We start from the raw sequence: 23,864 nt of genomic DNA, 5'->3' as shown, positions 1-23,864 counted from the left end.
TCAGCGAACGGGGGTGATGACCCACCAGAAGTCGCCGAGGCCCCCCGACGCGGTCAGCTCGGCCGCCTCCGACGCCGTGACGAGCGCGGCGACATAGGCCTGCGGGTCGGACGAGGCGAGCGAGAGCGGCGGGCGCGAGCCGTCGACGCCGAGATCGCGGAGGACGTCGCGCTGGCGGGCGAGGGTGCCGCCGACGGCGGTGGCGAGGGCGTCCACCGCCACGTGCGCGGTGACGTCGCAGCTGCCGTCGGGAACGACATCGGCCTCCACCCCGTCGCGGTAGGCCCGCAGGCTCCCGTACGGGGGCCGGTCGGCTGCACGGTGCCCGTAGTCGACGGCGATCGCCGCCCCACCCTCCACGCGTGAGACCACGTCGCGCCAGAGCGCCTCCCTGGCGACGCCGACCTCCGCCCGCTCACCGGGCTCGGTCAGCGGCCACCAGGCCTCGACCCACTCCAGCGTCCGAGGGTCGCGTACGGGGGCGCCCAGCTGCTCGGCGCCGGTCGCCGGATCGACGAGCACCGTACGGAGGACGCCGTCGCGGTCCCGCTCGACGATCTCGCACGGCACGTCGTCGAGCAGCTCGTTGGCGAACATGAGCCCCTCGAGCTGCTCAGGGAGGTGGTCCCTCCACCCGATCCGCTCGGGGAGCTCGGGGGGACGCGGACGGACGTCGACCCCGAGGAGTGCGAGCTGGCCCGGCGCCATCGCGTCGAGCGCCGTCAGCAGCTCTCCGCGCCCCGCGCCCACGTCCACCACCGCATGCAGGTCATGGCGGCGGACATAGGCGAGGATCGCGGCCGCGAAGACCGTCGACGCGTGCACGGACGTCCGGAAGTGCGCCGCCGGTGACTCGCGGCGATAGAAGCCGTCAGGTCCGTACAGGGCGTCGTCCCACGCCTCACGCCAGCCGATCACTCGGCGACGCTACCAGCGGGGCGTACGGGCACGGGTGGGTCAGGATCAGCGGACGGTCGCGTTCAGCAGGAGCGAGACGCCCTTGCGCCTGCCGACCGGCAGGTGGCGTTCGAGCTTGATGATGCCCGACAGCGCTGCGTTGATCGGCGCGGCCATTGGCTCGATGTCGCTTCCCTCACTGTCGCGCCGCGCGAGCCGGATTGCCGGGCGAAGCAGGACGTTCCACGACTTGACGAGGTCGAGCGTGAACTCCGGGCGCTCGAAGAGGGCGACGAGCGAGTCCCTCGTGTAGCGGCGGACGTGGCCGACGGCATCGTCGTGCGCGCTCCACAGCTTGGGGTCGGCGGGCACGGCGATGTAGACCTTGCCGCCCGGTCGCACCACCCGAGCGATCTCGGACACGACGGCGTCGTCCTCGACGATGTGCTCGAGCACGTCGTACGCGACGACCGCGTCGAACTCGTCCTCGTCGAACGGAAGGTCGCGGGCATCCCCCTGGACGACATCGAGCCCGCGGGCCCGGGCAAGCTCGACCGCCGACTCGTCGTACTCGAGCGCCGTCGACTTCCAGCCCGCCGCCTCCAGCGTGCGCGTGTTGCCGCCGGCCGCGGCACCGATGTCGAGAGCGCGGCCCGGTGGGACGTCTGCGATGAACGAGGCGATGAGCGCACGCCGCTCGCGGAACCACCAGTGCTTGTCCTCGATCGATGCGAGCTTTGCGATCTCGCTCTGTTTCATCCTCGCTCGACTTCCGATGGGGGAGTGTGAATGCACGTACGCTACGTGAGATCCGCCGCGTCCGACACCCCTTGGCGAGGTCGTGTCCTCACCGCAACGAATGGGCACTCACCGCGGCGCGTACCGCGACCGGAGGATCGCGCGCCGCCGCGTGCCCTCGCGGTTGTCGCCCTTCTCGATGATCACGAGGTTGTGGTAGCAGTGCACGGCGACGACGTGGAGGTCCGTGTAGGTGGGTTCGTACGACTCGTCCACGAACTCCTCGTAGTTCAGACCGTCGACGAGGGACTTGACCAGCGCCATCGTGGTCGTCGGGTCGGCGAGGTCCTCGCTGCCGCCGCGTTCGGGCCAGTACGACGTCTGGGTGTCCTCGATCGCGTACAACCCGCCGTTGGCCAGCCTGGGGAACAGGTAGGCGAAAGTTGCGCGGACGTGCTCGGAGCGGTGGCTCCCGTCGTCGATGACGATCGTGAGCTCGCCGACCTCGTCAAGGATGCGTTGGAGCACCGCAGGGTCGGCCTGGCTGCCTTGGTAGGTCGTGATCCGCTCGCCGTCGACGAACGACTTGTCCTGGAGGTCGAGCCCAACGACCTGCGCATGGCGGAAGAAGTGCTTCCACATCCGCAGGGACTTGCCGCCGCGCCCCTTGCGGGCGTAACCCCCGATGCCGATCTCGAGGAGGTTGATCGGCTGGTCGCGGAGGGGCGCGAAATGGCGCTCGTAGTGCGGCGTGTAGCGGTGGGTCCCCCACTTGTCCGTGCGGAAGTGCCGCGCCAGCTGCGTGAGGTCCATCTCCGCGAGCCGCTGCGCGCGAGGCTTGCGGGGTGGCGCAGGCGTGGGGCGGCGCCGAAGCGGGTCGCGCAGGCGGCCCCACGCGGCGTCACCGACCAAGGGCTTGATCCACTTGACGGCGAAGGACTTCGCAGGCTGGCTCACGTCTGCCTCGTTCCGCGGGTCGGCTGCAGAACACTGTAGCCAGCCGGACGGTTCGTGCAGCCGATCAGGCGAGGTAGGAGTCCAGCGATTCGCTCACTGGCAGCGGCACGAACCCGGTCGCCTCGATCTTGGCGAGGTCCAGGACCGAGTGTCGGGGGCGCGGCGCGAGGTCCTTGCCCTCGCCGTACGCCTCGGTGGAGATCGGCGTGACGTCCTCGGGGTCACGACCGCAGCGGGCGAAGACGTCGCGCGCCACCTCGTACCAGGACGCGGGCTCGCCGCCCCCACTGAGGTTGTACGTGCCGTAGGGGGCGCCCGTCTCGAGCAGGTGGACGATCCCGCGTGCGAGCTCGGTGGTGAACGTGAGGCGGCCGACCTGGTCGTCCACGACTGACGGGTTGACGCCGTCCTTCGCGAGCCGTGCCATGGTCCGGACGAAGTTGCTGCCGTCGCCGATCACCCAGCTCGTCCGTACGACATAGTGGCGCGGGGTCGTCGACACCACCACGTCGCCGGCGGCCTTGGTCTGCCCGTAGACGCCGAGCGGCGAGAGCGGCTCCGACTCGTCGTGGAGCTCGCGCGTGCCGTCGAAGACGTAGTCGCTGGAGATGTGCACGACCGTCAGCCGGTGGCGTGTGGCGGTCGTCGCGAGGTGCACGAGCGCGCTGGCGTTGGCCGCCCATGCAGCGATGCGGCCCTCCGGGGTCTCGGCGACGTCGACCGCTGTGTAGGCCGCAGCGTTGATCACCGTGTCGTAGCGTGACCAGTCGACCGCGTCGTACGCCGCAGGGTCGGTCATGTCGAAGGTGTCGAGGTCGACGGCGTCGGCCTCGGGGAGCATCGCGCGCAGGGCACGCCCGAGCTGGCCGTACGCGCCGAGGACGAGCGCGCGACGGGGCTCCATTGGAGTGACGTCGGCCAGGAGGGGATTGGCGCGGTCCTTGTCGGAGACCTCCGCGTCGGCGAGGGGGATCGGCCAGTCGATCCCCAGGGCCGGATCGTCGAGGGCGACCGCCGTGTAGGCGACGTCGGGACGCCAGTGCTCGTTGACGAGGTAGGCGTAGGTCGTGCCGTCCTCGAGTGCCTGGTAGGAGTTGCCGACGCCCCGGGGGACGAAGACTGCGACGCCCGGGTGCAGGTCGACGGTGACGGTGGTCCCGAAGTTCGGGCCGGGACGCAGGTCGACCCACGCCCCGAAGGCCTTGCCGGTCATCAGCGACACGAGCTTGTCCCACGGCTCGGCGTGGATGCCGCGGGTCGCGCCCGCGCTCGCGTTGTAGGAGACGTTGTTCTGGACGGGGCCGAAGTCGGGCAGGCCGAGCGCGAGCATCTTCTCGCGCTGCCAGTTCTCCTTGAACCAGCCTCGGCTGTCGCCATGGAGCGGGAGGTCGACGACGAGGAGGCCCTCGATCGAGGTGCTCCGGACGGAGGGGCTCGTGCTCACTGGCCAGCCTCGGCGTAGCGCGCCTCGACGGCTTCCTTCTTGGGGCGCCACCACGCGTCGTTGTCGCGGTACCACGCGATCGTCGCCTCCAGGCCCGCGCCGAAGTCGGTGAACTGAGGTGCCCAGCCGAGCTCGGTACGGAGCTTGGTCGAGTCGATCGCATAACGCATGTCGTGGCCGGGACGGTCGGTGACGAGGTCGTACGCGTCGGCGGGCTGGCCCATGAGCTCGAGGATGGTCTCGACGACCTCGCGGTTGTTCTTCTCGCCGTCGGCGCCGATCAGGTAGGTCTCGCCGATCTTGCCGTGCTCGAGGATCGTCCGCACCGCGCTCGAGTGGTCCTCGGTGTGGATCCAGTCGCGGACGTTGAGGCCCTGGCCGTACAGCTTCGGGCGGCGCCCGTCGAGGACGTTGGTGATCTGACGCGGGATGAACTTCTCGACGTGCTGGTAGGGCCCGTAGTTGTTGGAGCAGTTGCTCAGCGTCGCCGGGACGCCGAACGACCGGACCCAGGCGCGTACGAGGAGGTCGGAGCCTGCCTTGGTGGACGAGTACGGGCTCGAGGGGTTGTACGGCGTCGACTCGGTGAAGCGTGCCGGGTCGTCGAGCTCGAGGTCGCCGTAGACCTCGTCGGTCGAGACGTGGTGGAAGCGGGTGCCGTGACGGCGGACCGCCTCGAGCAGCGTGAACGTGCCAATGAGGTTCGTCCGCACGAACGGGCTCGGGTCGGACAGCGAGTTGTCGTTATGCGACTCGGCGGCGAAGTGGACGACCGCGTCGTGGTCGGCGACGAGCGGGTCGACGACGTCGGCGTCCGCGATGTCACCGACGACCAGGCTCACCCGGTCGGAGGGCAGCGCGTCGATCGCCTCGCGGTTGGCGGCGTAGGTCATCTTGTCGAGCACGGTGACCGAGGCATCGGTCGTCTCGACGAGGTGCTGGACGAAGTTGGAGCCGATGAACCCGGCGCCGCCGGTGACGAGAATCGCGCGCATCGGACCAGGGTAGCGAGGGGTTGTTCGAGACGGAGACTGTAGACCCCACTTCGTCTCACGTGACGAGGCCCCCGGGCGGCTCAGGAGACGGTGTCGAGCGCGAGGCGGCCGCCGGTGGCCTGACCGCGTGCGACGTTCGTCATCCAGCAGTCGTTGTGCCACACGACGGCGAGGCGGAAGCGAACGGGCTGCTCGCCCATCGAGGTCGCGAGCGTAGGCGTGTCGAGGTCGCCCGTGATCCTGAACCCGTCCACCCGTGGCGAGATCTTCGGGGCCCGCACGTCCAGCGGGGTCTGTACGACGTCCCCGGTCTCCTCGCCGATGACGTCGAGCGTCGCGGTCACCGTGCCGACGTGTGACGCGCCCGTTCCGGCGGCACGAGTCCGAAGCCGGGCGTCGAACCGGTCTGCGCGGAGGCGTACGGCGTGGACCATGGCGCCGTGGAAGGTCACGCGTGAGGACGCCTGCGCCTTGACCGTGCGGAAGACTCGCGCCCAGTCCTCGGCGAAGCGCTGCGGTGAGTGCTCCGAGGCCTTCACATAGGCGGCGGCGCTCATCCGAGCCACGAGGTCGGGGTCGGAGGTCAGGTCCAGGATGCGGGCGGCGAAGGACTCGACGTCCCCGGGCGGCACGAGGTAGCCGTCGACGCCGTCGCTGATCTGCTCGCGCGGTCCATACCGGATGTCGTAGCTGATCACGGGGCAGCCTCGGCTCATCGCCTCCAGCGTGGCCAGCGGATATCCCTCGTGGACGCTGGTGAGGACGAAGGCAGCAGCTGTCGCGATCGCGTCTCGGGCACTCGGGTCGTACCCGTGGAAGGTGACCGCATCGTCGATCCCGAGATCTCGGGCCCCGGCCTCGAGGGCCGCGCGGTTGGCTCCGTCGCCGTAGATGTCGAGCCGGAGCGCCGGGTCTGTGCGTCGGGCGATCTCGAGGGCGCGCAGCGCGTGCGAGACCCGCTTCTGCCCCTCCAGGCGGGCGACCGTCACCAGACGTTTGAGGTCGCGCGGAGGGGCCGGGTCGGGGAGCGTGCGCGGCTCCACGGCGTTGGGGACGACGAACAGGTTGTTGGTCGCGCCCTCCCTGAGGGCGAGCTCGTCTCGGTGTCGTTCGGTGAGGAGCACGACGCCGTCAAGGGCGTGAAGACGCCCCAGCACATTCGCGTAGGGGGCTTTGAGGGCAGAGTCCCACCGACCGCCGCCGGGCGTGTGGGGGTTGTGGAACGCGGCGACCAGGTGCATGCGGCGCTCGCTGAGTCCGAGCAGGAGCGGCAGCACGCGCCCCGAGTCGGACACGACGAATCCGTCGCCAGGACCGACCAGCTCACGAAGCCACTGCTGGACGAACGCGGCGCGGCTGTCGTGGCAGCGCACGACGCGCCCGTCGTGGTCAACGATCTCGACCAGTCGCGGCGCGAGGGTCGTCCGGACGGCCACGGACCCGTCCGCCCGCAGGTAGTCGACCACCTCGGGCCTGGCGTCGGTCGCGGCTCCGGGGTGCCGGTAGACGACCTGGTACGGGGTGCCGTCGGCGCGATTCACCGCAGTTGCGGCGAGGTCGACCGCGGGGAGCGCCTCCGTGCCGGTGCCGATCGTCGCGGGGTCGCGGGTCGCGTAGTCGTCGTAGATGTTCGCGACCTCGACATGCTCGGTGAGCGTGCCGCGCTCCAGGAGGACCTCGCAGGTCCGGTCGAGATCGGGGAGATCGCCGACGGTGGCGATCACGCTCCTGACACCGTCGTGCTCGGCGAGCATCCGCGCCCGCATCAGCATCACCGCCGTCCGGCCGCCCTTGTCGAGCCTCAACGCGCTCGCGAACGACACGTACGTGCCCTCGGGAACGAGGGCACGGTGCGGGCACACGGTCGTCACCATACTCGCGCAACCCTTTTGCGCACCATGCGTGAAATCTCAGCGGAGCAGCCGCCGCAGCGCCCAGCGGTGTCGTCGGAGGTTGAAGGTGAAGTCGTCGCCGAAGGCGATCTTGCGCATCGTGGGGTCGCGCTCCTGCGGGATGCTCCGGCCCCAGAAGTAGTGGATGTCGTTGCCGTTGACGGCGGCGATGAGCGCCTCGTTCTGTGCGCGGTAGCCGTCTCCGGAGATGAGGATGATCCGCGCCTGCGGAGCGTGCATCATCGTGAACATCCCGCTCCCGCCGTACCCGGCGACGATCCGCGCCCGGGCGAACAGCTGCACCTGCTCGCCGTACGAGTACTGCTCGGGATGCACGATCGCGAACCCGCGGTCGGCGAAGAGACGCTCGATCGCCGGTCCCTGGTGGCAGAGGCGCCGCGAGCTGCGGGTGACGAAGATCCGTTCGGCGCGCAGAGGTGGCTCGATGTCGGCGAACGCCTCGCGGATGCGGGCCCAGGTCTGCGCGATCGCCGGCGAGACGTAGCGCGGGTTCTCGAACTCCGGGTCTGCGGCGACGAGGTTCTCCACGTCGAGCACCTCGTCTCCGTACTGGGTGACGATGCTCGACCGCGGGATGCCGTAGGCGGTCAGGATGTCGTGGACGTACTGGGGCACGCGCGACTGACCCGGGCGGAGGCTGATGAGCGGCCTGATGTCGGGGTGCTCCTCGCGGGCACGCTCCCAGCCCCATAGCCGCGACACCACCTCGGTGGACACGTGGCCGAAGTGCCCAGGGTACTCGGTGTCCAGGTAGTAGAGCGGGCCGTCCCACGTCCGGTGCTGGTCCGGACGCCACCGCGGCCGGATCACTGCCATGTCGTCACTGGACCGGACGAGCCCGGGGTGCCGCAGCCTGGGCGCGTACTGGTGTCGGAACGAGTCGGGGAGCCAGTAGTCGCCATAGGAGACGAGCTGCCGAGGGTAGGTCTGGGCCCGCGTGTAGTGCCGCAGCGCGAGCGGCGGGACGGTGAACGGCCCGGCGGCGACGTCGGGCCCCCTCCCGTGCGTGGTGACCTCGGCCCGTCCGGTGAACGTGGTGCCGGGGAGCTCGAGGAGGCCTGTCACCGGCGATCCTTCGCCGTACCGGGCCTCGAGAACCGGCACGGTCTCGGCGATGTGCAGCATGCGCAAGAGCGTGTGCCGCTTGGTCACGAGCGCGAGATCGCGGTGGTACGAGACGCTCTCGAGAGAGTGAGCGAAGGCGTCCAGCCAGCTCGACCAGCCGTGGGCAGCCGGTGGCTCGGGGGAGCGTCGTACGGCCTCCTCGATGACGGCCCTGACCGACTCTCCGGCGTCGGCAACAGTCTTGTCCCCGGGGGTGCGATCGATGTGCTCGACCGCGAGCACCCCGCCTGCCTCGACGTATCCGTGGAGCTTGCGCAGCGCCGTCATCTGGCCCAAGGTCTTGCGATGCAGCGCGATCACCAGCAGCTGCGGGCGCGGCAGCACGGACAAGATGGCGCTGAACCCCCCGCTGCCGTGCCACGGGTGTCGGCGCACGTTGTCGAGTGGTTCCTGGTCGGACACTCCCTCTGGGGGGTTCCACGGCGCTGCGAGTACGTGCACGGTCGCCTCCGGATAGCGCTCCGCGAACGTGTCGGCGAGCGCGGTGGCGTAGGCACGCCCGACGACGACCACCTCGGTCAGCGGCACCGCCATGCCATCGACGGCTGCCTCGTACGCGTGGAGATGGTCGAGCGCGGCGGAGGCCTGCGGGACCCCCCGCCGCAGCCCGATCGCATCGAGCGACTCGTCCGTCATGCAGCCATCGTGCCGGTCTTGCGGGCTCGCGCCACTCGTTGTGCACGCGTGTCCCTCTACGATGGCCCGATGCGTGGCATCATCCTGGCGGGCGGCACCGGCTCGCGCCTTCACCCGATCACCCTCGGCACCAGCAAGCAGCTCGTGCCGGTCTATGACAAGCCGATGATCTATTACCCCTTGTCGACGCTGATCCTCGCCGGGATCCGCGACATCCTCGTGATCACGACACCTGAGGACGCGCCGCAGTTCGAGCGCCTCCTCGGCGACGGCTCGCGTTTCGGCATCTCCCTGACGTACGTCCAGCAGCCCAGCCCCGACGGGCTCGCGCAGGCCTTCATCCTCGGCGCGGACCACCTCGACGGTGGCGCGGCGGCACTCGTCCTGGGCGACAACATCTTCTACGGACCCGGCATGGGCGGCCAGCTCACCCGGTTCGATGCGCTCGAGGGCGCGGCCATCTTCGGCTACCAGGTCAGCGACCCGACGGCGTACGGCGTCGTCGAGTTCGACGACGCCGGCAAAGCGCTCTCGTTGGAGGAGAAGCCCGCCGAGCCGCGCAGCAGCTTTGCGGTTCCTGGCCTCTACTTCTACGACTCCGACGTCGTGGACATCGCCCGTTCGCTCGAGCCGTCGCCCCGAGGCGAGCTGGAGATCACCGATCTCAACAGGGTGTACCTCGATCAGGGCAGGCTCCAGGTGGAGATCCTGCCGCGTGGCACCGCCTGGCTCGACACGGGGACCTTCGACTCGCTCAACGACGCGTCGAACTTCGTCCGGACGATCGAGAGTCGTCAGGGCCTCAAGATCGGGTGCCCGGAGGAGGTTGCCTGGCGGGCCGGGTTCCTCTCGGATGACGAGCTGCGCGAGCGCGCCGAGCCGTTGGTCAAGAGCGGCTACGGCGCTTACCTGCTGGGCCTTCTCGGCTCGTGAGCGAGGTCGCCTTCGGCGGCGCCCTCCTCGGCCGAGCCAGCTGGAGCGGCCTACACGCGCTCGAGCTGCGTGGACGCCTCACCCGAGGCGGCGTGCCCGTAGCCGTCGCGGTCAAGGGACCGCACGGTGACGACGTCTTCCGCGCCGACGTCACCGGTAGCGCTGACGCCTTCGTCGCCACGCTGGACCTGACAGCGCTGAACCCCGTGCCTCGCCGATGGTGGCGGCGCCCTGCCCTGGACGGTCCGGCCCAGGTGCTCGTCGTCGTAGAGGCCGGCGGGCGCCGGCACGAGCTGCCCTGGGAGGCACGCCCACGCGGGGCAGCGAGTCGTCGCCTGTCGTGGTCGGGGGCACAGGGCGGGCTGGGCATCCGCCTGCGTTGGGACGACGAGGCAGGTCTCATCGTGCAGTCAGAGTCGTGCGGCGCCGTGCTGCGCGAGGTTCGCGTCGACGGCGACGCCCTGGTGCTCGACGTGGAGGGCACGTACGACGCGCTCGGCGTCGGAGGACTCGAGGGAGCGGGTCCGACCCGGATCGCGGTGCGCGACGGTGCCGGGCAGGTGTCGGCGACCGATGTCCCCGACGGGTCGTCCCCGCTCTGGGCCCGTCGCCGCAGGACGTGGGAGCCCGTCACGTGGGCGGTCGGGCATCCGGTGACGGGCGCGACCGCCCACGGCCTGCGTCTCGACGCGATGCGCGACGGTCGGGTGCGGCTGAGCGCGCAGCCGGCGATGCTCGCCGACGCGGTCGAGGTGACGGGCGGCGGATCGTCCGGGTGCGCCGTCGTCGTCCGGGGGCGGTCGGTCGGCCAGGTCGAGCGCCCGAGCGAGATGTGGATGATCGGTCCTCACCGACGCTTCTCGGCCTCGATCTCCTGGGACGGCGATCGGTTCTCGGTCCGGCTGCCGCTCGAGGTGACCGGCTGGTACGGCGAGCCCTCGACCCCACCGAGCGGCCGGTACGACCTCGCGTTCGACCAGGAGGGTGAACGGCTCCTCAAGACCACACCGTATGGGCTGCCCGATGCCCCGGTCCGCGGAGTATGCGACCGGTGGTCGGCAGCTGTCCAGGTCACCACCGCCAACCGCGTCACGGTGGAGGTCGAGTCGCCGCTTCGCCTCGACGAGCGTGCGCCGGCCCTCCAGCGCGCACTGCACGACCAGTACCGCGCCACGTCGCCATCACCGCTGCGCATCGCCTACTTCGAGTGCTACAGCGGTTCGAGTGCGACCGACGCCGCGCGTGCGATCCATGACGAACTGCGCCGACGGGGGTCGGACCTCGAGCTCGTGTGGGGTCTCCAGGACTGGTCCGTCCCCGTCCCCGAAGGCGGCCGCGGAGTCGTCCGGTTTTCCCGCGAGTGGTGGGACGTCGTCTCCACGGCGTCGTACCAGACGTACGACGCGGCCGTCCCGGCTCAGCTCGAGCGCCGGCCTGGCCAGACCATCCTGCAGACCTGGCACGGCACGCCGTTCAAACGACTCGGGAGTGATCGCGGCGTCGTGCGCGCCAACCAGCCCCGATACCAGGAGGCATGGGAGCGCGCGATCTCCCGGTGGGACGTGCTGCTCTCGCAGAACCCGTGGAGCACGGAGGTCTTCCGTCGGGCGTGGAACTTCGAGGGTCCCATCCTCGAGCTCGGCTATCCCCGTAACGACGTCCTCGCCCTCGCGAGCGACGACGACGAGGCTGTGGCGCGAGTCCGACTGGGTCTCAACCGTGACGACCTGGTCGTCCTTTATGCGCCGACCGTGCGCGACGGCGACCGGGTGATGCCGATGCTGCTCGACGTCGAGCGGGTCGCAGCTGCCCTCGGACCAGGCGTGACCGTGCTCGTACGAGGGCACATGCTCACCCGCCGGTGGGCATGGGCGGGCACGAGCCGGTCGATCGTGGACGTGACCGACTATCCGGAGATCAACGATCTCTTCCTCGCCGCCGACGCCACGATCACCGACTACTCGTCGATCATGTTCGACTTCTCGGTCACAGGGAAGTCGCTGGTCTTCTTCGCGCCCGACCTCGAGGACTACCGCGACCGGCGTCGCGGCACGTACTTCGACCTCGCGGAGAGGGGCCCCGGTCCCGTCGCGTCCACCACGGAGGAGGTCGTGGCCGCGCTCGCGGACCTCGAGTCCGTCCGTGCACGGTACGCGGAGCGGTACGCCGCCTGGCGGACCACGTACAACCCGCGCGACGACGGCCACGCCGCCGCACGTGTCGTCGACGCGGTGTTCGACGGCGGCTGATCAGATGAGGTCGTCGCGCCCCGCGTCGCGCCAGCGTGCGACGAGCTCCTTGACCTGCTGGGCGTGGGTTGTCGTGGTGACGAGCAGCGCGTCGGGCGTATCGACCACGACGATGTCGTCGACTCCGAGGACGGACACGGTCCGTCGATCGGTGACGATCAGACCGCCGCTCCGTACGGACTCGACGAGAGCAGGGTCGCCGAGCACGGTGACCTCACCCGGCTGTGCGCCGAGCGCCTCAGCGACGGCAGCGAAGTCCCCGACGTCGGTCCACTTGAAGGTGCCGGGGACGGTGGCGACGCCGCCCGCTGTGGCGACCGGCTCGGCGACCGCGTGATCGATCGCGATCCGGGTGAGAGTCGGCCAGAGTCGCTTGAGCGTCGTCGCGCGCTCCGGGCCGTCCCACGCGTCGGCGATGGCATCGAGGCCTTCGCGCATCCGCGGCTGCTGCTCACCGAGGTGGCGCAGGAGGACGTCGGCGCGGGCGACGAACATCCCTGCGTTCCATCGGAACGCACCCGACTCAACATAGCTGCGGGCCGTGTCGGCATCGGGCTTCTCGACGAATCGGGAGACGGCCGTGGCGTCGGGCGCACCGGAGAGGCCCAGAGGCGCGCCCGCCTCGACGTACCCGTACGCCGTCGACGGCGCGGTCGGTGTGATCCCAATCGTCGTGACGTAGCCGGACTGCGCCGCGGCGGTCGCCTGGCGCACAGCGTCGGCGAACTCCTCCTCGCCCTCGACGAGGTGGTCGGCAGCGAACGAGGCGACCACGGCGTCGGGGGCACGCCGCGCGATCAGCGCGGTCATGAGGCCGATCGCGGGCATCGAGTCGCGAGGCGAAGGCTCCGCGATGAGGTTCTCAGCCCGCAGGTCGGGCAGCTGGGCAGCGACTGCATGGCGGTGGTGGACGCCGGTGACGACGTTCACGCCCGCGGGCCCGACGAGTGGCACCAGCCGGTCGTACGTGTGTTGGAGCAGAGAGCGGCCACTTCCGGTCAGGTCGAGCAGAAACTTGGGCCGTGACCTGCGCGAGACGGGCCACAGCCGCGTGCCCGCGCCGCCGGCCGGCACGATCGCCTGCAAGGACGGGACGAGTTCGGACATGGCGCTCCTCGGGAGGTCGGACGTCGCTCGCCTCAGCGTAGGGGGCGCCGCTTCACAGGCGCCCAGCCCACGGCGAAACCCGACTCGGCCACGGTCTACCATGCTCGGGATGTCCGCGACCGTTCAGAGCCGACGCGCTCTCCCCACGGTCGGGACACCTGCGTCCGCGAGCAGCTATCTCCGCCCGGAGATCCAGGGGCTGCGCGCGATCGCGGTCGGGCTGGTCGTGATCTTCCACCTCTGGCCCCACCGGCTGCCGGGCGGCTATCTCGGCGTCGACGTCTTCTTCGTCATCTCCGGCTACCTGATCACGGCCCACATCCTGCGCGAGTCCGACCGGACCGGACGGATCGCGCTCGGCAAGTTCTGGGCGCGACGGGCACGGCGGCTGCTGCCCGCGGCCTACCTCGTGCTCGGGGTGTCGCTGATCGCGGTCTTCCTGTGGGTGCCCCGGATGCTGTGGCAGCAGTTCGTCCGCGAGATCGGCGCCGCTGCGCTGTACGTCGAGAACTGGGCGCTGGCCGCCGACGCCGTGGACTACCTCGCTGCCGACAACGTCGCCTCACCCGCGCAGCACTACTGGACCCTGTCGGCGGAGGAGCAGTTCTACATCGTCTGGCCGGTGCTGGTGATCGCCGCCCTGTGGTGCGCGCCGATCCTGTCGACGCGGCTGGGCCAGCGCCGCCAGCACATCGCTATCTTCGCCATGCTGGCGACCGTCACGGTCGCGTCGTTCGTGTACTCGCTCCACCTCACCGCCACCGATCCCGCCACGTCGTACTTCGTCACGACGACCCGTGCCTGGGAGTTCGGCGTCGGAGCGCTGCTCGCCTTCGTGCCGGTGCTGGCCGGGCGCGCGAGCCTGCGGGCGCTGGTGTCGCTGCTCGGCCTCGTCACGCTCGCGGTCTGCGCGATGCGCATGGACGAGGCGACCCCGATGCCAGGCACGGCGGCGGTGTGGGTCGTGCTGGGGACGGCGGCGCTGCTGTGGGCCGGCCACCCGTCGTCGGTCGCCTGGTCGCCGACGCACGCGCTGTCCTGGCGCCCCGCGCAGTTCATCGGCGACATCTCGTATTCGGTGTACCTCTGGCACTGGCCGCTCATCGTGATCCTCCCGTACGCGACGGGCTCGTCGCTCGGGACGCTCGACAAGATCGCCATCGCCGTCGTGACCATCCTGCTGTCCTGGGCGACCAAGAAGTGGGTCGAGGATCCCGTACGCACGACGCGGCGCCTCGGCATCCCGCGCTCGGGCGTGACCTTCGGCCTGGTTGGCGCGACTGCCGGCGCCCTCGTCGCCGGCTGCTTCGTCGGTTGGAGCGTCGTCGACTATGACAACGCCGCCCGCGCGGAGGCAGCGGAGTCGCTCCTCAAGCAGCACGGCGCATGCTTCGGCGCGGCGGCGCGTGACCCGAAGCTCGCCGACACATGCCCGGACCCGGCGCTCGACAAGGTGGTGATCCCCGACCCGTCGGAGGTCAAGAAGGACCACGCCGCCTACCGCCGCTGCCTCAAGTACCTCCGCGGCGACGACTTCGAGGGCTGCCCGTTCGGCACCCCGCGCCGCGGTGTCCCGCACGTCGCCGTCGTCGGCGACTCCCACGCCCGTGCGCTGATGCCGATGTTCGAGATCCTCGTCGACCAGGGTGTCGTCACCGCGGAGATGTTCGCCTCCCCGGGGTGCGGATGGTCGACTGTGCCGCCGGCAGCCGGCAACCCCGAGTCTCGCAAGGCCGCATGCGCCGACATGAAGGCCAACCTGGACGAGCTCCTGACGGCAGAACCGGACCGATTCGACTTCATCGTCACCACCAGCCGCGCCTCGAGTCAGCGCGCGAGCGAGGAGGAGCGCGTCCAGGGGGTGCTCGACGTCTGGGCGCCGGCGCTGAAGGCGAAGACGCCGATCGTCGCGATCCGGGACAACCCCGAGGGCGGCCGGTCCGCGGAGGACGACCCCAACATCTGCCTAGGCGAGGCCGGGATCGCGCGTGCCGACGACTGCGCGCTGTCGCGCAGGGCCTCGGTGACCGACATCTTCGACCCGTACGAGCAGGCGGTCGAGCGCTCGAAGCGGACCACGTACGTCGACATGACGAAGTGGTACTGCGACAAGGACGAGTGCCCGGTGGTCATCGGCGGCGCGAACGTCTACCGCGACAGCAACCACGTGACGATCACGTACGCCCGCACCCTTGCGCCGTACTACAAGGCGGCGCTCGCGAAGGCCGGGCTCCTCGACTGAGCCTGGATGTGACCCGCCCCACAACTCGGTTACAGCAAGGTTTCGCGCACGTAGACTCAAAGAGTCCGTTTGTCTGGTACCCCGTACGGGGACTGGAACGAAAGGCATTCGATGAAGTCCCTCCACGCCGTAGGTGTGATCGGCGCAGGTCGCGTCGGAGCGGTGCTCGCCGCCCGGCTGCGCGAAGCCGGCCACGAGATCGTCGCCGTCAGCGGCCGGTCCGCCGCCTCTCGCACCCGCACCGACACGCTGCTCCCTGGCGTCCCCGTGCTTACGCCCGCACAGGTCGCGACCCGCGCGGACCTCCTCCTGCTCGCCGTCCCCGACGACGCGCTCCCCGGTCTTGTCGCCGAGCTCGCCCTCGACGGCCACCTGCGGCCCGGCCAGGTCGTCGCCCACACGAGCGGACGCCACGGCCTCGGCGTGCTCGCCGCCGCCGCGCACGTCGGCGCGCGCCCCGTCGCGCTCCACCCCGCGATGACGTTCACCGGCACCGACGTCGACCTCGCGCACCTGTCCGGAGCCGTCTTCGGCCTCACCGCCGGCGAGGACGAGCGCGAGATCGCGGAGACCCTGGTCGCCGACCTCGGCGGGCGCCCGATGTGGGTGCGCGACGAGGACCGGACGACCTACCACGCGGCGCTCGCTCACGGCGCGAACCATCTCGTCACGATCGTGTCGCAGGCCATGCAGATCCTGCGTCGTACGGGCGCCGCCGACCCAGCCGGGGTCCTGCGCCCGCTCCTGACCGCCGCGCTCGAGAACGCGCTCCTCTACGAGGACGCCGCACTCACCGGCCCGGTGGTGCGTGGCGACATCGAGACCGTGCGCGCCCACCTGGCGGCGATGGCAGACCAGCCCGTGCCGACGATGGACGCGTACGTGGCGATGGCACGTGCCACCTCCGCCCACGCCGTCGCCGACGGCCGGCTCGATGCGGGTGGCGCGGTCGAGATCCGACGGATCCTGCGCGAGTCCGAGTGGGATGTCCTGGCGACCCTGGTCGCCGACGAGGGCACCCGGACCGGCGCGTGAGCGCCCCGGTCGTCGCCACGACGCGCGAAGAGCTCGACACCGCACTTGCCATCCCACGCCGCGACGGCCGCACCGTCGCTCTCGTCCCCACGATGGGTGCCCTCCACGAGGGCCACCTCAGCCTCGTCTCGTACGCCCGCGAGCGCGCCGACCTCGTGGTCGTGTCGATCTTCGTCAACCCGACCCAGTTCGGTGCCGGCGAGGATCTGGCCCGCTATCCCCGGACCTTCGAGCGCGACCTCGCCCAGCTGACCCGGGCCGGGGCCGACGTGGTCTTCCATCCGGCCATCTCCGAGATGTACCCCGACGGTCCGGACACGAGCGGCGTCACCGTCGACCCGGGACCTCTCGGTGCCGAGCTCGAGGGCGCCGTGCGGCCGGGCCACTTCCGGGGTGTCCTGACGGTGGTCGCGAAGCTGCTCGGCCTGACGCGTCCGGACGTCGCGGTCTTCGGCGAGAAGGACTACCAGCAGCTCGTGCTGATCCGCCAGATGGTGCGCGCGCTGTGCATGCCGGTCGCCGTCGAGGGCTGCCCGACCGTACGGGAGGACGACGGCCTGGCGATGTCCTCGCGCAACCGCTACCTCGACCAGGCGCAGCGCGCGCTCGCCGTCACCCTGTCCAGGGCGCTTGCCGCGGGCCGCGACGCCGCACCGCTCGGTGGGGAGGCCGTGCTCACCGCCGCGCGCGAGGTCCTCGACTCCGAGAGTGCGGTCGTCGTGGACTACCTGGCCCTGCGTGCACCCGACCTCACGCCGCCCCGCCCGGGCTGCGACGCACGCCTCCTGGTCGCCGCCCACGTGGGCGAGACCCGGCTGATCGACAACGTCGCCCTCACCCTCGGACCGCCGGAGGACCGCTGATGCTCCGCACGATGATGAAGTCCAAGATCCACCGCGCCACCGTGACCCAGGCGGACCTGCACTACGTCGGCTCGGTGACGGTCGACGCCGATCTGCTCGAGGCGGCCGACATCCTGCCCGGCGAGCTCGTGCACATCGTCGACATCGACAACGGCGCGCGGCTCGAGACGTACACGATCGCGGGCGAGCGAGGTTCGGGCGTCATCGGGATCAACGGAGCCGCCGCGCGACTCGTCCACCCCGGCGACCTCGTGATCCTGATCGCCTACGCCCAGGTGACAGACGCGGAGGCCCGCGCCCTGGAGCCGCGGGTCGTCTTCGTCGACACCGAGAACCGACTCGTCGCCACCGGTTCCGACCCTGCCGAGCCCGTCCCGGGGTCCGCGACCGTACGGGGCGACGTCACTGCAGCCCGGTCGGTCTGAGGAGGGCTTTGCGCCATGATGGAGCGGTGAGCCTGCTCTGTCTCGACGTCCGCAACAGCCAGACCGTCGTCGGCGTGTTCGACGGTCTGCGGCTGGTCGCGAGCTGGCGGGTGGCATCGGTCGACACGCGGACGGCTGACGAGTGGCACCTGATGATCAAGGGGCTCCTCGCCGAGCGGGGGATCGCGGACATCGACGCGGTCGCCCTGTCGTGCACCGTCCCGGCGATCCTGCACGAGATGCGCGCCCTGCTCGAGCGGCACTACGACGACTGCACTGTCTCGATCGTGGAGCCCGGCACCCGTACGGGGGTCTCGATCCTGATGGACAACCCGCGCGAGGTCGGTGCCGACCGGATCGTGAACGCCGCCGCCGCCGGCGAGCTGTACGGCGGGCCGTGCGTCGTGGTCGACCTCGGCACCGCGACGACCTTCGACGTCGTCGACGAGCGCGGCCGCTACGTCGGCGGCTCGATCTCGGCAGGCATCGGCATCTCGCTCGAGGCGCTGGCGCGACGCGGGGCGCAGCTCCGGTCGGTCGAGCTCACCCGGCCGCGCGGCGTGATCGCCAAGAACACCGTCGAGGCGATCCAGTCGGGCATGGTGTTCGGGTTCGCCGGTCTGGTCGACGGGATCGTGTCGCGGATGGTGCGTGCACTCGACCACGACGACGTCACGGTGGTCGCGACGGGGAGCCACGCCGATGTCGTCCTGGGGGAGTGCACGACGATCACCCGGCACGAGCCCGACCTCACGCTCATCGGGCTGCGCATCGTGGCGGAGCGCAACGCCTAGCGCGTCGTCACCGAAGCACGCGGCGCAGCGCCGGCAGGTTGTCGGTGATGAGCGCGTCCACGCCAAGATCGGCGAAGTCCAGGGCGGCGCTTGGACTGTTGACCGTCCATACGTCCAAACCTGCGCCAGAGGCGCGTACGCGGGCCAGCAACGACGCGTCGACAACACGCTGGTTGACCACCCACTGGTCCGCCCACCGGTACGGAGTGAGGCGGGAAGGGGGCGCCCTCATCGCGAGCAGCCCCGTCTCCGCGTCCGGATCGGCCAGCGCGATCCGGTGTGCCGCGGTCCAGTCGAAGCAGTCGAACCTCACCAGATCGCCGTCGCCCGGGCGTACCAGGCCGCGTGCCTGCGCCGTCTCGAGCACCTCGACCTCGATGCGGGGATAGAGGTCGGGACGCTTCACGTCCAGCACGACCCGTACGCCCGACTTGTCGACAGCGCGTAGCAGCTCGTCCAACGACGGCACCGGTGTGGGCGAGGTGGACCGCCCTGCGGCGGCATCGAGCCGACGGACCTCCGCCCAGGTGAACGAGCCGACGGGGTCGTCCTCGCGGCCGGGGAAGACAGCGGCGACGTCGGTCGTCCGGGCGAAGGTCTCGTCATGGATCAGGAAGAGCACGCCGTCGCTCGTACGGCGGACGTCGGCCTCGACCGCGTCGGCGCCGACCGCCACCGCCCGCGTGAAGGCGGGGACGGTGTTCTCCGCGCCTGCTCCGAAGAGCCCACGGTGCGAGACCACGGCCGGCCGAGGACGGGGCACGACGCGTAGCCGGCGGCGGACGGTGGTGGCGGCAGCGCCGCGATAGCGCCGAGCAGTGACGCGCACCTGCACCGCACCCGAGCGAGCGAACGCGGTCCGCGTCCGCGCGGTCCCGGCGGCGCGAGTGCGAAGCGTCACCCTGCGCGTGCCCAGACGCGGGTGGCGCAGGACGATCGTCACCCTGCGCCCGGCGCGCGCGGGCAGGGGCCGGACCCGCAGCGTCACGCTCCGTCGGCGCGCCACGACGTGCGGGACGGTCGCGACGAGCTGCTGCGGTCGGGGCACGAGGCGGGCAGACCTGCTGCGGACACGGGGCAGGCCCCGGGCCGCGCGGCGGGGAGCGACCACCCGGAGGCGGGTCCGTGCCGCGGCGACCCGGAACCGGTAGGTCCCGTCACGGCGCGTCATGGCGCGCGCGACCGTGCGCCACGTTCCGTTGCGCCTCTGCTGGAGGACCACCGGCCGCCGCTGCCTCGAAGGGATCGTGCCGCGCAGCGTCGTCGCCTCGCCGAGCATCGGGCGGGCAGGTGCCGCGCGCGGTGCTCGGGCGACGCGCGTGGGGGCGTCGCGGGTCGAGATCGCGTCGTACGCGCGGAGCCGCTCCGCGGTCGCGGCCGCGGCGGTGGGGCCGGGCACGAGCAGGCCCGCCGCGACGAGGAGTGCGGCGATGGTCGCGATGGTCGAGCGGCCCACCACAGGACGGTAACGCATCTTCCACACTCGGGCTTCGCGGCGACTGCTCACGCCGTCTCGGCGCCCGGTCCGCCCACAGGAGGGTCAGGGGCCCGGATACCCTGGGACGCATGACCGACGCCGTCCCCACCGTGCCCGCCGACGACCTCCCGGAGCAGATGCGCGTCCGCCGCGAGAAGCGTCAGAGGCTGCTCGACAAGGGCGTCTCGCCGTACCCGCTCACCGTGCCCTACACCCACACGATCCGCGAGATCGTCGCGGCGCACGACGCCGAGGCTCTCGGGCCCGACGCGCACACCGGCGAGGACGTCGCGACGGCCGGGCGCGTGATCTTCTTGCGCAACACTGGCAAGCTCTGCTTCGTCCGGCTGCGCGAGGGTGAAGGCTCCGAGATCCAGGGCATGATCTCTCTCGCCGAGGTCGGCGAGGAGTCGCTCGCAGAGTTCAAGGCGCTCGTCGACATCGGCGACCACCTCGCGGTCGAGGGCGAGGTCGTCACCAGCCGTCGCGGCGAGCTCTCGATCCAGGTGCGTGCCTGGCAGATTGCCGCCAAGACGCTGCGGCCGCTGCCCAACGAGCACAACCCGTTGTCCGAGGAGCTGCGGGCGACGATGCGCTACGTTGACCTCGTCGTGCGGCCCGAGGCCCGCGAGGTCGTCCGCGCCAAGGCGACCATCCTCCAGTCGCTGCGCCGCACGCTCGACACCCGTGGATTCATCGAGGTCGACACCCCGGTGCTGCAGTTCACCAATGGCGGTGCCGCAGCGCGTCCCTTTGCCACCCACATGAATGCGTTCGACCAGGAGATGCTGCTCCGCATTGCGCTCGAGCTGCACCTGAAGCGCGCGCTGGTCGGAGGGGTGGATCGTGTCTACGAGATCGCGAAGACCTTCCGCAACGAAGGCGTCGACAACACCCACAATGTCGAGTTCGCGATGCTCGAGGCATATCAGGCCTATGGCGATTACCACACGATGGCCGATCTTCTCCGTGACCTCGTCCGTGACGCCGCCCGTGCACTCGGTCGCACCGTCGTCACCGGACGCGACGGCAGCGACATCGATCTCGAGGCCGAGTGGCGCTGGGCCAGCATCCACGAGCTCGTCTCCGAGGCCGTCGGTGCTGACGTCGCGCTCGACACGGACGAGGAGACGCTGCGCAAGCTGGCCGCCGAGCACGAAGTCGCGCTGCGAGACGGCTGGGGGCCGGGCGAGATCGTCCTGGAGCTGTTCGAGAAGCTCGTCGAGCACACGCTCATCCAGCCGACCTTCGTCGCCGACTACCCCCAGTCCGTGCGCCCGTTGGCCAAGCCCCACCGCAGCAAGCCCGGTCTCGCCGAGGCGTTCGACCTCATCATCAACGGCGTCGAGCTTGCGCCGGCCTACTCCGAGCTCAACGATCCTGTGCTGCAGCGCGAGCTGCTCACCGAGCAGGCGGCGCTCGCCGCAGCGGGTGACCCGGAGGCGATGGATGTCGACGAGGACTTCTTGCGCGCGTTGGAGTTCGGCATGCCGCCGGCCGGTGGAATGGGTCTGGGTGTCGATCGCCTTGTGATGCTTCTCATGGGCGTCGGTATTCGCGAGGCAATTCTTTTCCCGGCGTCTCGCGAGGCCTGATTTCGTCGCACCCCCGTGTCGGTCATTGTCGGGATTTCTTGCGAGGCGTATTGTGCCAAGCATGGCTCAAAAAATTCAGGTGATCCTGGTCGACGATATCGATGGCGGCACGGCAGAAGAGACCGTTTCGTTCGCGCTTGACGGTGTTTCGTACGAGATTGACCTCTCTGCGAAGAATTCCAAGAAGCTGCGCGATGCATTTGCTCCGTACGTGGCTGAGGCACGCAAGTCGCGAGGCGGGCGCCGGAGGTCGGCGGCCGGCGGTACGAATCGTCGTCGTAGCGGCGGCGCGGGCAGCGCATCCGAGATCCGCGCATGGGCGCGCGACAACGGCTATGAGGTGTCCGAGCGGGGACGCGTGAGCGAGGAGGTCCGCTCGGCGTACGAGGCGGCCCACTGAATCGGGCTGAGGGGTGAATGACGCGTCGGGATTCACTAGGCTGTGCCCGCATGGACTGCCCTGCCCCCGATGCGTTGGAGACTGTGAGTACCGTGGCGCCACTCTCGACACCTCTGCGGACCCGTGACCTTGATACCGAGGACGGTGTCCGTCTGCTGCGGCCCAATCCCGATATCCCGTACCGCGACGGCGCAGAAGAGCGGGTTCTCGAGATCGTCCGCGGGGCCAAGGACATCACGTCAGACAGCACCGAGATGTTGGAGGTCGCGGAGGGCTGGGCCGAGACCTATCACACCCATCCGGCCCGGGCCAACGTCCTGCGGGCGCTCGACATCTCGCCCGATGCCCGCGTTCTCGAGATCGGTGCCGGGTGCGGACCGATCACCCGGTACCTCGGTGAGACGGCCGCCCTGGTCGACTCCGTCGAGCCGGTTCTGAGCCGCGCTCGTGTCGGACGCGAGCGCACCCGTGACCTCCAGAACGTCGAGGTCTTCGCGGGCAACGTCGAGGACATCCCACGCGAGGCGGCCTACGACCTGGTCGTGATCGTGGGAGTCCTGGAATACGTAGGGTCGGGGGAGCCTGACCCGGCGCCCTACCTCGCGTTCCTGGACGAGGCGCGGTCGCGGCTCGTCCCCGGCGGGTCGCTCGTGCTCGCCATCGAGAACAAGCTCGGGGTCAAATACCTGACCGGGACCGCCGAGGACCACAGCGGACGCATGTACGACTCCGTCGAGGACTACCCGCGCGGATCGCCGGCGCGTACCTTCAGTGCACCCGCGCTCGCCGACCTCGTCGAGCGCGCGGGGTTCACGCCCCGCGTGTTCGGCGTGTTTCCCGACTACAAGCACACCCGGGTGGTGATGGAGACGGACGGGCTCACCCGTACCGCGCCCGGCCTGCTCGAGGACTTGCCCAGCTTCCCCAGCCGCTACGCGGGCACCCGACGAGTCCACCTCGCCAGCGAGCGGCGTGTCTGGGCGCAATTGTCGCGGGCCGGCCTGAGCGGCCACTTCGCCAACTCCCTCCTGGTCGTTGGCAGCACCGACGAGCCCGCCCGCGTCTGGCCCGAGGATCGCCTCGCGCGGTTCTTCTCGATCAACCGCAGGCGGGAGTACGCCGCATCGACCACCATCCGCGTCGTGGACGACGAGGTGCTGGTGGAGCGCCAGTACAGTCCCCAGCCCGGCAAGATGATCGCCGACGGGATGACGTCCTGGCCGTTCCGGGTGGGACGCTCCTTCGCCGAGGTCTTCGTCGAAGGCGACGAGGCCGAGCGCCGTGACCTGCTGGCACGCTGGAGTCGCCTCGTCGAGTCGACGACCGTCGACGGCGTCGTCCCGCTGGACGCGATGCCGACGAACGTGATCGTCGCCGACGACGGAGAGCTCCAGCTCATCGACAACGAGTTCCACACCGAGGGCTCGGTCGACCGGGTGGTCGAGCGAGGGCTGTTCTGGTTCGCGAACTCGCTCCTCGGTGACACGCCGCCAGAGATGTGGGCACCTGCACGGACGTTGGGTGAGGTGTTCGTCTACCTGATGGGTCTGCTCGACCGGACGGTCGACGACGAGCTCGCCTCGCGCGTCCTCGACGAGGAGGCCGAGCTGCAGGTCGCGCTGACGACCAACCACACCGGCCCGGAGGCGCTCGCACGATGCCGCGAGAGCCTCCAGACGAACTACTACGATCGGGATGTGTGGGACTCGGCCCTCGGACGCCGCCTGCACAACCAGTACGACGTCCAGGTCGCCCGCGAGGCGTCGCTGCGCGACTACATCGCCGCCAAGCAGGACGAGCTGCGTGCCCAGCAGGCGAGGATCACGCGTCAGCGCGAGAAGATCGCCAGCCAGCGGGAGCGGATCACCGCTCAGCGCGCGAAGGTAGCGGCCGCCCGCGAGAAGGCGAGGGCCCAGCACGAGAAGCTCGAGGAGGTCAGGGCCGAGCTCCGGACGCTGCGGGCCTCTCGTACCGTGCGCGCGTCCGCCGCGGTGCGCCGGGCGGCGCGCAAGCTGCGGCCCGGTTCCTGACCGACGACG

Annotated in this window: 19 protein-coding genes; 10 read left to right on the top strand and 9 right to left on the bottom strand. The window is 70.5% G+C overall.

Going from position 1 to position 23,864, the window contains the following annotated elements:
* The 7 genes from HCT63_RS14565 to HCT63_RS14535 all read right to left on the bottom strand — a co-directional run bounded on the left by HCT63_RS14565 (position 1) and on the right by HCT63_RS14535 (position 8,705).
* Entirely contained in the window at positions 1 to 918 is a 918-nt protein-coding gene (locus tag HCT63_RS14565) for an SAM-dependent methyltransferase (RefSeq protein ID WP_167006208.1), read from the bottom strand.
* A gap of 45 nt (positions 919 to 963) precedes the next feature.
* Positions 964 to 1,656, bottom strand: coding sequence for a class I SAM-dependent methyltransferase (locus HCT63_RS14560; RefSeq protein ID WP_167006205.1), 693 nt, complete (start codon positions 1,654 to 1,656; stop codon positions 964 to 966).
* 108 nt (positions 1,657 to 1,764) lie between these two features.
* Positions 1,765 to 2,592, bottom strand: a complete 828-nt coding sequence (locus HCT63_RS14555) for a hypothetical protein (RefSeq protein WP_208322445.1) — start codon at positions 2,590 to 2,592, stop codon at positions 1,765 to 1,767.
* 64 nt (positions 2,593 to 2,656) lie between these two features.
* Positions 2,657 to 4,036 carry a bifunctional dTDP-4-dehydrorhamnose 3,5-epimerase family protein/NAD(P)-dependent oxidoreductase gene (locus HCT63_RS14550; RefSeq protein ID WP_167006202.1) on the bottom strand — a complete coding sequence of 460 codons (1,380 nt, stop codon included), beginning with the start codon at positions 4,034 to 4,036 and terminating at the stop codon, positions 2,657 to 2,659.
* Entirely contained in the window at positions 4,033 to 5,031 is a 999-nt protein-coding gene (gene rfbB / locus HCT63_RS14545) for a dTDP-glucose 4,6-dehydratase (protein ID WP_167006199.1), read from the bottom strand. The genes HCT63_RS14550 and rfbB overlap by 4 nt, the downstream gene beginning before the upstream one ends.
* Before the next feature lie 80 nt (positions 5,032 to 5,111).
* The gene (locus tag HCT63_RS14540; protein ID WP_167006196.1) at positions 5,112 to 6,905 is read right to left on the bottom strand and encodes a glycosyltransferase; all 1,794 of its coding nucleotides are present in this window, start codon (positions 6,903 to 6,905) and stop codon (positions 5,112 to 5,114) included.
* A 36-nt stretch (positions 6,906 to 6,941) separates the two neighbouring features.
* The gene (locus HCT63_RS14535; RefSeq protein ID WP_167006193.1) at positions 6,942 to 8,705 is read right to left on the bottom strand and encodes a glycosyltransferase 61 family protein; all 1,764 of its coding nucleotides are present in this window, start codon (positions 8,703 to 8,705) and stop codon (positions 6,942 to 6,944) included.
* 69 nt (positions 8,706 to 8,774) lie between these two features.
* Here HCT63_RS14535 and rfbA point away from each other — a divergent pair, with 69 nt between their 5' ends.
* The gene (gene rfbA / locus HCT63_RS14530; protein WP_167006191.1) at positions 8,775 to 9,638 is read left to right on the top strand and encodes a glucose-1-phosphate thymidylyltransferase RfbA; all 864 of its coding nucleotides are present in this window, start codon (positions 8,775 to 8,777) and stop codon (positions 9,636 to 9,638) included.
* Positions 9,635 to 11,887 carry a CDP-glycerol glycerophosphotransferase family protein gene (locus tag HCT63_RS14525; protein WP_167006188.1) on the top strand — a complete coding sequence of 751 codons (2,253 nt, stop codon included), beginning with the start codon at positions 9,635 to 9,637 and terminating at the stop codon, positions 11,885 to 11,887. Before rfbA ends, HCT63_RS14525 begins: the two co-directional genes overlap by 4 nt.
* Here HCT63_RS14525 and HCT63_RS14520 read toward each other — a convergent pair whose 3' ends face one another.
* Complete coding sequence (locus HCT63_RS14520; protein WP_167006185.1) at positions 11,888 to 12,994, bottom strand: mannose-1-phosphate guanylyltransferase; 1,107 nt, start codon at positions 12,992 to 12,994, stop codon at positions 11,888 to 11,890.
* 109 nt (positions 12,995 to 13,103) lie between these two features.
* Between HCT63_RS14520 and HCT63_RS20515 the strand changes: the two genes are divergently transcribed.
* From HCT63_RS20515 to HCT63_RS14505, 5 genes are all read left to right on the top strand, one after another.
* A complete protein-coding gene (locus HCT63_RS20515; protein ID WP_243843044.1) occupies positions 13,104 to 15,236 on the top strand; it encodes an acyltransferase family protein in 2,133 nt (710 codons plus the stop codon).
* A gap of 111 nt (positions 15,237 to 15,347) precedes the next feature.
* Positions 15,348 to 16,271 (top strand): DUF2520 domain-containing protein, encoded by a 924-nt coding sequence (locus tag HCT63_RS20510; protein WP_243843043.1) that lies wholly within the window; start codon positions 15,348 to 15,350, stop codon positions 16,269 to 16,271.
* Complete coding sequence (gene panC / locus HCT63_RS20505; RefSeq protein WP_243843042.1) at positions 16,268 to 17,134, top strand: pantoate--beta-alanine ligase; 867 nt, start codon at positions 16,268 to 16,270, stop codon at positions 17,132 to 17,134. The genes HCT63_RS20510 and panC overlap by 4 nt, the downstream gene beginning before the upstream one ends.
* Positions 17,134 to 17,559 carry an aspartate 1-decarboxylase gene (gene panD, locus HCT63_RS14510; protein ID WP_167006182.1) on the top strand — a complete coding sequence of 142 codons (426 nt, stop codon included), beginning with the start codon at positions 17,134 to 17,136 and terminating at the stop codon, positions 17,557 to 17,559. The genes panC and panD overlap by 1 nt, the downstream gene beginning before the upstream one ends.
* Before the next feature lie 26 nt (positions 17,560 to 17,585).
* The gene (locus HCT63_RS14505; protein WP_167006179.1) at positions 17,586 to 18,353 is read left to right on the top strand and encodes a type III pantothenate kinase; all 768 of its coding nucleotides are present in this window, start codon (positions 17,586 to 17,588) and stop codon (positions 18,351 to 18,353) included.
* A 7-nt stretch (positions 18,354 to 18,360) separates the two neighbouring features.
* Here HCT63_RS14505 and HCT63_RS14500 read toward each other — a convergent pair whose 3' ends face one another.
* Positions 18,361 to 19,809: a glycerophosphodiester phosphodiesterase family protein gene (locus HCT63_RS14500; protein WP_167006176.1), complete on the bottom strand. Its 1,449-nt coding sequence runs from the start codon at positions 19,807 to 19,809 to the stop codon at positions 18,361 to 18,363.
* Positions 19,810 to 19,919: 110 nt separating this feature from the next.
* On the opposite strand from HCT63_RS14500, the gene lysS reads away from it, so the two are divergent.
* From lysS to HCT63_RS14485, 3 genes are all read left to right on the top strand, one after another.
* Entirely contained in the window at positions 19,920 to 21,425 is a 1,506-nt protein-coding gene (gene lysS / locus HCT63_RS14495) for a lysine--tRNA ligase (RefSeq protein ID WP_167006173.1), read from the top strand.
* A gap of 61 nt (positions 21,426 to 21,486) precedes the next feature.
* A complete protein-coding gene (locus tag HCT63_RS14490) occupies positions 21,487 to 21,825 on the top strand; it encodes an Lsr2 family protein (protein ID WP_167006168.1) in 339 nt (112 codons plus the stop codon).
* Positions 21,826 to 21,917: 92 nt separating this feature from the next.
* On the top strand, positions 21,918 to 23,855 hold the full coding sequence (locus HCT63_RS14485; protein WP_167006165.1) for a methyltransferase domain-containing protein: 1,938 nt from the start codon (positions 21,918 to 21,920) through the stop codon (positions 23,853 to 23,855).
* Positions 23,856 to 23,864: the final 9 nt, after the last annotated feature.

It is taken from the genome of Mumia sp. ZJ430 (genome assembly GCF_011751845.1).
Taxonomy (GTDB): Bacteria; Actinomycetota; Actinomycetes; order Propionibacteriales; family Nocardioidaceae; genus Mumia.
The sequence above is the reverse complement of the archived record's forward strand: the minus strand, read 5'-3'. Positions and strand labels throughout refer to the sequence as shown.